The organism is Psychroserpens jangbogonensis, from assembly GCF_000797465.1.
Lineage (GTDB): Bacteria > Bacteroidota > Bacteroidia > Flavobacteriales > Flavobacteriaceae > Psychroserpens > Psychroserpens jangbogonensis.
In genome coordinates this window covers 774,922-786,108 of sequence record NZ_JSWG01000009.1, presented here as the reverse complement: position 1 = coordinate 786,108, position 11,187 = coordinate 774,922, and the positions used below count along the sequence as shown (strand labels likewise).

Genomic DNA, 11,187 nt, shown 5'->3' with positions numbered 1-11,187 from the left:
ATGCTGTAATTAGAAATTTTACTGGAACGTAAAATTCAAGAAGATACCACGTGTTTTCATCGTAGTGACATTTCCAGTCCAAGGGCTATTTGGATCAACATCCTTTACAATTTCATCATTCATAGCGAATACACCTCTAATGGATGGCGAAAATTTAAACCACTGGTTATAAAAATCAACACCAAAGCCCAGCTCATAAAACAATACATTCTTTTTAGTTCTGAACTGACCTGAACTATTATCATCTGGATTCTCTTCGTTAGAAGATAAATTTAGTGATGCAGATATACCTCCAACAATAAAAGGTTTAAAATTATTAACTCGCTTTGTAGATATTTTTAGTAGTAATGGAAAATGCACATAAGTTGATTTCACCTCACGCAACAAATCTGAATCATTAAACTCTAAGCCATTGAAGTAGCTTGGATCATACATAATATTTCTCTGCGAAATAAATAGTCCTGGTTCAAATCTTAAATCTAAATAGTCATTGATCCGTAAGTTAGAAACCAGACCAACACTAAACCCAACACTTGTTTCAACAAGGATATCTTTTTTGTCTTCCTCATAATTAAATTGGTAATCATAACTATTAAGACCAAGGAAAAATCCCCATGACAATCGAGCTTTATCAAAATTTTCGTTGTTCTTAATTTTTTCCTTACTAAACAATTGTGCAGTCGCTGTTTGCGTTACAATTAATAAGGCTAAGACTATAAATACTCTCTTCATAAATTTACATTATGCTTTGGATGCACTGTAAATAGTTGCAACACCAAAGGTCTGTGGTTGATCTACAACGTTATTAAACCCAGTTTTACGTAAAATATTGTTTAATTCTTCACCAAAAGGAAAAACCGAAGCCGATTCACATAAATACGAATAGGCAGATTGATCTTTGGAGAACACTTTTCCAATAGTAGGCAAAATATATTTAGTATAAAAGTTATACCCTTGTTTAAATGGCGTTTTTGTTGGAACAGAAGTTTCTAGTATTACAAAAACACCTTCTGGTTTAAGAACGCGATAAATTTCGTCTAAACCTTTTTCTAAAGTTTCAAAATTCCGTACTCCAAAAGCTACTGTTATCGCATCAAATGAGTCATTTTCAAAAGGCAATTTTTCAGAATCACCAAGGACCATACTAATTTTATCTCCTAAATTTTTGGTTTTGATTTTATTTCTACCAACTTCCAACATGCCATCACTAATGTCTAATCCAACAATTGTTTCAGCATTCGTTTTAGCCAAACTAATTGCCAAATCACCAGTTCCTGTAGCAATATCTAATATGTTTTTGGGATTAGTTTTAGAGACAATATCAACAACTTTATTTCGCCATTTAATATCAATACCAAAAGAAATAACGCGATTCAACCCATCGTACTCTTTTGATATATTATCAAACATTTGAGTTACCTGCTGTTTTTTATTTAGGTCACTATCTTTATATGGTTTTACTTTTGACACCTTCAATTTTTTAGCAAATATAAATAACTATCTCATAGAATTTATAAATTTATGCTACGAATTATTATCAAGCTTCATTTACTTAAATTGAGATAATATTATAGTATATTTGTATGTTTTTTCAATACATTTTATTTAATGAAAATAATAATTGCTGGAGCAGGAGAAGTCGGGTTTCATTTGGCAAAACTATTGTCTTACGAATCTCAAGAGATTACACTTATTGACATTGACAAGGAGAATTTAACCTATGCTAATGACCATTTAGATATACGAGTTTTAAAAGGTGATGTAACCTCTATTGCTATTTTAAAGGAAGCAAGAATTAATACTTCAGAGCTTTTTATTGCTGTAACCTCTTCTGAAACTACTAATATTACGGCCTGCGTTCTTGCCAAACAATTAGGAGCAAAACGAACAATCGCCAGAATATCTAATTCTGAGTTTTTAGACAATAAAGACGAGGTTGGATTTACAAAATTTGGCATTGACGAGTTAATATCTCCAGAAGCACTTGCTGCTTCAGAAATAGAGTTATTACTTAATCAATACGGTTTCAATGACACTTATGAATTTGAAGAAGGTGCATTGACGATGCTTAGTTTGCGTTTATCAAGAACGGCATCATTTGTCGGCAAAACTGTTAAAGAAGCTGCCCAGGTATTTCCAGAATTACATTTTATTCCTATTGCTATTCAACGTTTCGGAACGCAATATACCATTATACCTAGAGGAGACACACAATTTAAAGAAGGAGATAAAGTCGTATTTATAACTTCTAAAGGTGGTGATGATGAACTTTTTGAACTTTCAGGTCGCGTAAAAGCTGATGTGAAAAATGTGATGATTCTTGGTGGAAGTAAAATCGGATTTAAAACGACAAGAGATCTTTGCGAGAGTAAATTCAATGTAAAAATTATAGAGAAAGATAAAGATACTGCTTTTGACCTAGCTGATGATTTACCAAATGCCTTAGTCATTAATGGTGATGGCAGAAATGTAGAACTTTTAGATGAAGAAAATATTGGTGATATGGATGCCTTCATTTCGGTCACTGGTAATTCTGAAACAAATATAATGTCTTGTTTAGTTGCTAAATCAAAAGGCGTTAGAAAGACTATTGCATTAGTAGAGAATATGGATTATTACCAATTATCACAATCTATTGGTATTGATACACTCATTAATAAAAAACTTCTTGCAGCAAACAACATATTTAGATATATTAGAAAAGGTGAAGTTTTAGCCATGACAAAATTGAGCAATATGAATGCTGAATTGTTAGAGTTTGAAGTCAATTCACCAAATTCAAAAATCACTAAAAAACCTATTAAAGATTTAGATTTTCCTCGTTCTGCAATTATTGGAGGGATTATTAGAAACGAAACAGGTGTTATTCCTTTAGGAGACTTCATTATACAAGAAGGCGACAAAGTTGTAGTCTGCTGTTTACCAAGATCAATAACAAAAGTTGAATCGTTTTTCTTCTAGATTATTAATTAGACAATAGAAACACACAAATGAAACTCAATTACAAAATCATTCTCCATTTTTTCGGGTTGTTATTGTTATTTAATGGTGGTTTCATGCTATTGGCTGCTTTAATAAGTTTTATTTACAAAGATGGTGTTACGACTGAAATTCTATTATCTGGAGTACTTATAATTTTAGTAGGCGTTATTTTGATGGTTGTTACTAAAAACCATAAAAAAGAATTAAATAAGCGCGAAGGCTATCTTGTGGTTTCTTTTGGCTGGATCGTGATGGCATTGACAGGAACGCTACCATACATCTTAACTGAATCTATTCCCAGTTTTACTAACGCATTTTTCGAGACCATGTCTGGTTACACAACCACAGGAGCCTCAATTTTAAATGATATTGAGTCTTTACCTAAAGGTGTTTTATTCTGGAGAAGTCTAACACATTGGATTGGTGGTATGGGAATTATCGTTCTCGCAATTGCTATTTTACCATTATTAGGTATTGGAGGTATGCAACTTTTTGCTGCTGAAGCTCCAGGTCCTAATGCAGATAAACTTCATCCTAGAATTACAGATACAGCAAAACGTCTTTGGCTCATTTACTTTGGATATACAGCGGCAGAAACAATTTTATTAAAAGTTGCAGGCATGTCATTTTTTGATGCCATAAATCACTCATTATGTACCTTATCAACTGGAGGCTTTTCAACTAAAAATGCAAGTGTTGCGTTTTGGAACGGACAACCAATCATTCAGTACATCATTATGGCATTTATGTTTTTGGCAGGCACTAACTTTGTTCTGAGCTACTTTGCGTTTAAAGGGAAAGTGCAAAAAGCCATAAGAGATGAAGAGTTCAAACTCTACTTTAAATTTATTGCATTATTTACAATAATCGCTGCACTTATTATCTATTTTAAAGCAGACTTCTCAATATCATCAATTGACCATCCAATGGTCTATGGTAAAGGCGAAGCATCTATACGACACGGTTTATTTCAGGTATTGGCCATTATTACAACTACAGGATTTGTAACAGCAGATTACACGCTATGGACACCATTTCTAGTTGTATTCTTTTTCGGATTAATGTTTTTAGGAGGATCGGCTGGAAGTACATCAGGAGGTGTTAAAGTTGTTCGCCATATGATCATGATAAAAAATGGCTTCCTTGAATTTAAACGTGCCTTGCACCCAAATGCAATATTACCTGTTCGCTACAACAAGAAAAGTGTTTCTGGAAACATTGTATTTAATATTTTAGGATTCTTTATACTCTACATGATTTCATTTATTGTTGGCGCATTGGTTTTTTCTATGCTTCAAATCGATTTTGAATCTGCAATAGGGCTTTCAGCTTCAAGTTTAGGAAATGTTGGACCTGCTCTTGGTAATTTTGGACCAGTAAACAACTATTCTGAATTACCTGCACTTGGAAAATGGTGGTCTGCTTTTTTAATGCTTATTGGACGTCTAGAACTCTTCACTGTCTTGATATTATTGACTCCATTTTTCTGGAGAAACAGATAAATTTTAAAATATTTTTCAATTTTAACAATTTCAAAATCTATTAGTATTGATAGGTAACTCGGGGAATTTAGCCTTTGATTTTTAATGATTTAGAACTTATATCGATGTAACATTTAATTCAATTGTACGTCTTATTAGTATAACCATTAATAATCAATCATCATGGAATTAACAATTACACAAGAATTAGAACCGTTACCCATACGTAGCTTAGAACCAGAATTTAAAACACCTTTCGGCTTATTAAATTCAAACTATAAAAACGTTGTTAAATGCAATTTTAATAACCACAATTCAACTTCAATCTTTGGTATTAAGCGACGTGTAAAAAGCAGACGATATCAATTTACTTCAAGTATTGAAACTCTTTTAAAAGTGTCTGTTTTTGTAATCGCCTTAGCAGTTATTATTTAGTACTGCCTTACAATTAGTCCTTTTAACTGGTACGATTGAGCACTTCCTCAAAAACTATCTTTTACATTCAGAATTAATGCTATTTCGTTTAGTGATTTATTACATCGAAACGCATTATATACTCTAGCTACAACGTATTGACGTCTGAAGTATTTCAGAATAAAAAAAGATATTATGGGAATTGCATCGATGAATGCCTCAATAAATAGTAATAGAAAATTATTAAAAAACGGAAAGCGTAAACCATTTACTAAAATGAATGGAGGCTCAAGTAAAAGTAAAGGCTACAAGCCTTATGTTTTACCTAAATTGCAGCCTCATGTACTAAAACGAATTCGATTAAAAGTAAAAAGAGAAAATCGAAAACTGTTAATCAAGAAATTAGTTATTGGTTTTATAACTTTAGTCTTAATGTTGTTATATGCCAAATATTTAATCAAATAATTATGCCATTAGGAGAATCAATGATAAGCTCACTAAAGAGCAACCAAAGCATTAAACTGGATAAATCAAAAAGATTTAAAAAGACTCTTGGAGGTTATGGGAAAAACAAAAAAACTGAGTTTGATTTCCCAGCAGCTAGTCCTGAATTTTTAAAACAAATAAGATCAAAAGCAGAAAAGGATCACAAAAGAAGTCAGATTATTTTTACTGCCTTTTTTATAGTACTTTTTATACTTGCGATTTATGCAGGGTACTTCTACAATATTATTTAAGTAAGAGCCTCTTTTATTCGTCTGATCGCTTCAATAATCTGCTCTTGCGATGCGGCATAAGATATTCTTATACAATTAGGGTTTCCAAAGGCTTCACCAGTAACAGTAGCAACATTAGCATACTCTAATAAAAATAACGACAATTCTGTAGCATTATTAATAGTTACACCTTGAATTGTTTTTCCGAAGTAATAAGACACATCAGGAAACACATAAAAGGCTCCTTCAGGAACATTTGTTTTAAACCCTTCAATATGACTTAGCAATTCTAAAATAAGCTCACGTCTTACTTTAAATTCGTCAATCATGAATTGCACTCGAGAAGGCGATGCATTTAAAGCAGTAATAACTGCTCTTTGTGCTATACAATTAGCTCCACTTGTAATTTGACCTTGCATTTTATTACACGCACGAGCAATCTCAGCAGGAGCACCAATATATCCTATTCTCCAGCCTGTCATTGCAAATGCTTTAGAAACTCCGTTTACTGTAACCGTTCTATCGTACATGTCTTCAAATTGAGCCATACTTGCATGTCCACCAACAAAATTGATGTGTTCGTATATTTCATCAGATACCACAATAATATTTGGATAGTTTTGCAAGACATCTGCCAAAGCTCTTAATTCTGATTTACTATATACAGAACCACTAGGATTACATGGAGAACTGTACCAAATCATTTTAGTTTTTGGAGTAATAGCAGCTTCTAATTGCTCTGGAGTGAGCTTAAAATCATTTTCAATTGAAGTTGTAACTTCAACAGGAACACCTTCATTTAATTTTACAATATCACTATAGCTTACCCAATACGGACAAGGTAAAATCACCTCATCGCCTTTATTTAAAATAACGGCAGCAATATTAGATAACGATTGTTTTGCGCCAGTAGAGGCCACAATTTGTGGTAAGGTATAATTAAGATGATTATCTCTTTTAAATTTTGTGATAATAGCTTCCTTTAATTCGACATAACCATCAACAGGAGTATACGAATTATAATTATCATCAATAGCTTGTTTAGCCGCTTCTCTTATAAAATCTGGAGTATTAAAATCTGGTTCTCCCAGACTTAAACCAATGATATCTTTACCTTCTGCTTTCAATTCTCTTGCTTTAGCAGCCATTGCAAGAGTGGCAGAAGTTGACATGTTTAAGACTCTTTCTGAAAGTAGACTCATTGTGATTAGTTATTTTTGAAATGCAAAATTGAATTAAGCCATGCTAGGCTTTCTACCTAATACTTTTAACTGATGATAATGCTCTGAAATAGCAGTCCATATAGAGTTGTATTCATTATAAGGTAAACTAAATTCATTGGCAGTTTCTCTAACTATTTTTGCTATGTTTTTATAATGAACATGACTAATATTAGAAAACAAGTGATGTTCAACTTGTCTATTTAAACCTCCAGTATAAAACTCTACCATCCAGCTTTTAGGAGAAAAATTAGAAGTTGTAAATAATTGGTGAATTGCCCAAGTGTTTTTCATATTACCATTTTCATCTGGTAAAGGCATTTCCGTATTTGGCATTACATGAGCCAATTGAAAAATGACACTTAGAATGATTCCAGCCGTGTAATGCATAATTAGAAATCCGATTAAAACTTGCCACCAAGCATAACCTAATGCTATTGGTAAAACAACCCAAATAGAATAATAAATTATTTTTCCAATAATTAATTTCGTCCATTGTGTTGCAGGATTAGGGAAATCGCCATAAGACAATTTTCTTTTAAGGTATATGTAGGTTTGTTTAAAATCTGTTGTAATAGCCCAGTTAACAGTTAACAAGCCATATAATAAAAAGGCATAATACTTTTGATATCTATGGATTTTCAACCATTTAGAATGCTTAGAAAAACGAATTATTCTTCCAGCATCAATATCTTCATCGTGTCCTTGAATATTTGTATAAGTATGGTGCAACACATTGTGCTGTACTTTCCAATTATAATCGTTTCCCGCTAATATATGAATACTACTTCCCATTAGCTTATTAACCCATTTTTTACTAGAAAAAGAACCATGGTTTGCATCATGCATGACATTCATTCCTACTCCTGCCATTCCGATACCAATAACCATCATACAAATAATTTGTAGCCAAGTTGGCACATCAACAGTTAATAATAAGACTAATGGTCCTAGTAATAATGAGAACATTACAATAGCTTTTATGTACAGCTTCCAATTACCTGTTTTTTTAATATTATTTTCTTTGAAATAGTCATTAACACGTTTGTTTAATGTCCTGAAAAATTTAGCAGAGTCTGTTCTTGAGAAAGATAGCGTTTGCTTTGTCATAGTATTGTTATTTTTAAAAACTAACGTAAATTAAGTAGCCTTCGTATAATGTCGCAAATATAAATAATTAATGCTTCCTTAATGCTAAATATATCGTAAAAATATACACATAAAAATGCATACTTTTGTTGAAAATTCGAAACGATGCAACTCTTGAAACAATATTTCACAGATTTAACTGACACTCAATTACATCAGTTTGAGCTGTTAGAAACCTTATATAAAGATTGGAACCTTAAAATTAATGTGGTCTCTCGAAAAGACATTGATGAATTATACTTACGTCATGTGTTACATTCGTTAGGCATTGCCAAAGTGATATCATTTTTGCCCAATACAAAAATTTTAGATGTTGGTACAGGTGGTGGTTTCCCTGGAATTCCGTTAGCTATATTGTATCCAGAAACTCAATTCCATTTGGTAGATAGCATTGCAAAAAAAATAAAAGTAGTCGATGAAGTTGTTGATGGATTGGGCTTAACTAATGTAAAAACAACTCATGATCGTGTTGAAAATATTGATGGCCAATATGATTTTATAGTTAGTAGAGCTGTTGCTGCAATGCCAACATTTGCGCATTGGGTAAAAGGAAAAATCGCAAAAGAGCAAAAGCATGAACTTAAAAACGGGATTCTTTATCTAAAAGGAGGCGACTTAACAGAAGAATTAGAAACCTACAAGACTGCAACAGTTTATAATTTAAGTGATTATTTCAATGAAGAATTCTTCGAAACTAAAAAAGTGGTTCATTTACCTTTAAAATATAGAGGATAAGTAAGCGACTGTTTGAAAATGCAAAAGAAATAATTGCAATTCCACACATAACCTTATAAAAAATCACATTATTGCTTTTTCTATTGTCGAAAACTGATATTGTAAGTGCTACAAGTCTCCAGTTAGTTATAAGGTTATTTTGCTTTATTATTTTAGTTCTAAAAAGAAGTAGTAAGGTTTAAAGACAAGCCTGTGTTTTCAGGCACAATTCTACATACACCTCCTACACAAAATAATCCACCGCGTTGTCTTCCATAGTTAAGTGCTACTCTTGTAGCTCCTTTTGTATAACTTCCTCCAAAATTATAATAATGAATTTGCTCATCCTTAATGTCATTACCATAATTATAAATATCTGCAACGTAAAAAGCCAAGTTACGATTCACAACATACTCTAGAGTACCTCCAGCCCAGTTTTTTTTATCTTCTTTAGTAGACAGATGTTGCGCTTCAAGTCTTATTGATTGTCCATTACTGAGTTTTCTAGTAGTTTCAACAACGATAATATTAGAATTGATTTGTTCATCATCAGGAATGTAAGAACCTTCAATAGCTAAATTTTTGTTTATTGCCAGGTTTTGGTAAAAAAACACGCTACTCCAATCTTTAGACCATTTTTTCTTAACTTCAAGATTAACATCTCTGTAAAGTTTTTCGCCAAATTTAAATAGCTCACTACTGTAAGACGAATTAGCTTGATCAAATGTAGCATCCAAAAGCGACCAGTACGACATATTTGCAGTTAATTTTGTACCATATTTGCCACCAATAGATGATCCTTTTTTAAAGGAATAGTACATATCTAATTGACCACCAATTTCTCCAGCTTGTCCTCCATAGTTTTGAATAAAAAGAGAAGATTGTGCTTGATATAAATAGATATTAGACAATGAGTAATCTTGTTGTTTTGTTAAGGCTGGAGTAAAATTAATACTTCCCATACCATAAGGGTTTTCACCTGGCTTTGATAATTGTCTGTCAGAGAAAAACGACATATTTTCTAAACGTCTAAAAGTACCAGATAGCCCAAAGCCTTTAACAGTATAACCTGTTGTTAATAACATGGCGCTACCATCAAAGTATTTCCCTTCAATGATTTTTGGTTGCCCTAAGGACGCAGAAGAAAACAAAACATCTTTACCCTTTAAAGAATATTCCGAGTTAACAAAAAACTTACCAAAGTCTACATCAAATCTAAATGCATATGAATTAATTAATTCAGGAAAATCTGTGGTGTCAAAAATGTTAGTTGGGTCAAACTCATCAATAGGAGCAGTAAAATCTTCATTTTTACCAACATAACTTGCTCCAAAGTTAAATGCAGACAATCCTTCGATATGTAACACTTCTTTTAAATCAACATTTAGATCTAGACCAAAAACGTCTCCCTCAGAATGTTCAAAACCAATTCTATTGTTACCATATAAAGCAGTTACATTTAAATAATTGGTTGGCATGTATTTGATACGTCCACCTCTTAATGCATTATTAAGACCTAATTGTCTTTCTTCAAAAGACCTTAATAATAATCCACTACCAAATTGCTCATAAAAATGACCTGCCGTAATATCAAGTTTTTTATTTCTAAAGTTGATATAATAATTAGATAATTCTGTCCCTTTATATTCTGGAAAGTAACTTAGAAGAGGCAATGGTTCGTAGCTTTCTGCTTGTAAACCAATAGTGAAGTTGTCTAAAAAACCATAATCTAATCTTAAATAACTGTTCGCTCTTAGATGTTTGTTTTCTAGTTCAAACTCAGGAATTGGATCATCGAAATCTCCTAAAACTGCATCATTTACGTACCATTGAGCATTAGTCTCAAAACTACCAGATAAATTATTTAAAAATTGTTTAACTATTGTTTTTGTCTTTGATTCCGTTTCTGTTTCTGTTTCTGTTTCTTGTGCAAAACTTACTATAGGAAGTATTAGCAAAAATAAAACCGTAATTTTTTTCATAAATAGGGATTGATAGGGATTGGTTAATTTGTGTATAGACTTAAGAGTGCTTTTTAATTTCTTCATAAAGGTCATCCTCAGAACCTGGTGTGTATCCTGAATGCCTATGAACAATCTTTCCGTTCTTAATTATTAATGTGAGTGGAACAGTAGATGCTCCTAATTCTCTTTTTAAATCGTTATTAGTATCTAATAATATTGTAAAGTCCCAGGCTTTTCCATTAACTAATGGTTTTACTTTGCTCACTGTTCTAGAATCGTCAACCGAAATTGCATAAACCTTAACGTTTGTTTCATCTTGCCAATCTATGTAGACATCATTTATTGCGTCTAATTCTTTTTTACAAGGAACGCACCAAGTTGCCCATAATGATACTACAATAAGATCATTCTCTTTACTTATTTCTTCTAATGTTGTGATATCACCATCTAAAGTTTTAATTTTTGCGCTAGGTAAGTTTTCTTGAGCTGTGAGATTAAAACTCACTGTAAATAGAAATATATAAAGAAGTTGTTTCATTAGTTAATT

Annotated in this window: 12 protein-coding genes; 6 read left to right on the top strand and 6 right to left on the bottom strand. The window is 32.1% G+C overall.

All coding sequences use genetic code 11. The features are described from left to right. Positions 1-18: 18 nt before the first annotated feature. Both porT and ubiE read right to left on the bottom strand, forming a co-directional pair. Positions 19-732: a type IX secretion/gliding motility protein PorT/SprT gene (porT, locus tag RH81_RS10500; RefSeq protein ID WP_033960157.1), complete on the bottom strand. Its 714-nt coding sequence runs from the start codon at positions 730-732 to the stop codon at positions 19-21. A gap of 9 nt (positions 733-741) precedes the next feature. After that, positions 742-1,470, bottom strand: coding sequence for a bifunctional demethylmenaquinone methyltransferase/2-methoxy-6-polyprenyl-1,4-benzoquinol methylase UbiE (gene ubiE / locus RH81_RS10495; protein ID WP_033960153.1), 729 nt, complete (start codon positions 1,468-1,470; stop codon positions 742-744). 138 nt (positions 1,471-1,608) lie between these two features. Between ubiE and trkA the strand changes: the two genes are divergently transcribed. The 5 genes from trkA to RH81_RS10470 all read left to right on the top strand — a co-directional run bounded on the left by trkA (position 1,609) and on the right by RH81_RS10470 (position 5,614). Continuing rightward, complete coding sequence (gene trkA, locus RH81_RS10490) at positions 1,609-2,961, top strand: Trk system potassium transporter TrkA (RefSeq protein ID WP_033960152.1); 1,353 nt, start codon at positions 1,609-1,611, stop codon at positions 2,959-2,961. A gap of 29 nt (positions 2,962-2,990) precedes the next feature. Next, the gene (locus RH81_RS10485) at positions 2,991-4,484 is read left to right on the top strand and encodes a TrkH family potassium uptake protein (RefSeq protein WP_033960151.1); all 1,494 of its coding nucleotides are present in this window, start codon (positions 2,991-2,993) and stop codon (positions 4,482-4,484) included. Between the two features lie 162 nt (positions 4,485-4,646). Next, on the top strand, positions 4,647-4,898 hold the full coding sequence (locus tag RH81_RS10480; protein ID WP_033960150.1) for a hypothetical protein: 252 nt from the start codon (positions 4,647-4,649) through the stop codon (positions 4,896-4,898). 174 nt (positions 4,899-5,072) lie between these two features. Continuing rightward, positions 5,073-5,342 (top strand): hypothetical protein, encoded by a 270-nt coding sequence (locus RH81_RS10475; RefSeq protein WP_033960149.1) that lies wholly within the window; start codon positions 5,073-5,075, stop codon positions 5,340-5,342. A gap of 2 nt (positions 5,343-5,344) precedes the next feature. Continuing rightward, positions 5,345-5,614, top strand: coding sequence for a hypothetical protein (locus tag RH81_RS10470; RefSeq protein WP_033960148.1), 270 nt, complete (start codon positions 5,345-5,347; stop codon positions 5,612-5,614). Here the strand turns inward: RH81_RS10470 and RH81_RS10465 are convergent. Together RH81_RS10465 and RH81_RS10460 are read right to left on the bottom strand one after the other, a co-directional pair. Then, positions 5,611-6,795: a pyridoxal phosphate-dependent aminotransferase gene (locus RH81_RS10465; RefSeq protein ID WP_033960146.1), complete on the bottom strand. Its 1,185-nt coding sequence runs from the start codon at positions 6,793-6,795 to the stop codon at positions 5,611-5,613. The genes RH81_RS10470 and RH81_RS10465 overlap by 4 nt on opposite strands. A gap of 33 nt (positions 6,796-6,828) precedes the next feature. Then, the gene (locus RH81_RS10460; protein ID WP_033960144.1) at positions 6,829-7,923 is read right to left on the bottom strand and encodes a fatty acid desaturase family protein; all 1,095 of its coding nucleotides are present in this window, start codon (positions 7,921-7,923) and stop codon (positions 6,829-6,831) included. 144 nt (positions 7,924-8,067) lie between these two features. Here RH81_RS10460 and rsmG point away from each other — a divergent pair, with 144 nt between their 5' ends. Beyond that, a complete protein-coding gene (rsmG, locus tag RH81_RS10455) occupies positions 8,068-8,697 on the top strand; it encodes a 16S rRNA (guanine(527)-N(7))-methyltransferase RsmG (RefSeq protein WP_033960142.1) in 630 nt (209 codons plus the stop codon). A 158-nt stretch (positions 8,698-8,855) separates the two neighbouring features. Here rsmG and RH81_RS10450 read toward each other — a convergent pair whose 3' ends face one another. Both RH81_RS10450 and RH81_RS10445 read right to left on the bottom strand, forming a co-directional pair. Continuing rightward, positions 8,856-10,658, bottom strand: coding sequence for a DUF6029 family protein (locus RH81_RS10450; RefSeq protein ID WP_033960333.1), 1,803 nt, complete (start codon positions 10,656-10,658; stop codon positions 8,856-8,858). Between the two features lie 40 nt (positions 10,659-10,698). Continuing rightward, on the bottom strand, positions 10,699-11,178 hold the full coding sequence (locus RH81_RS10445) for a TlpA family protein disulfide reductase (RefSeq protein WP_033960139.1): 480 nt from the start codon (positions 11,176-11,178) through the stop codon (positions 10,699-10,701). Positions 11,179-11,187: the final 9 nt, after the last annotated feature.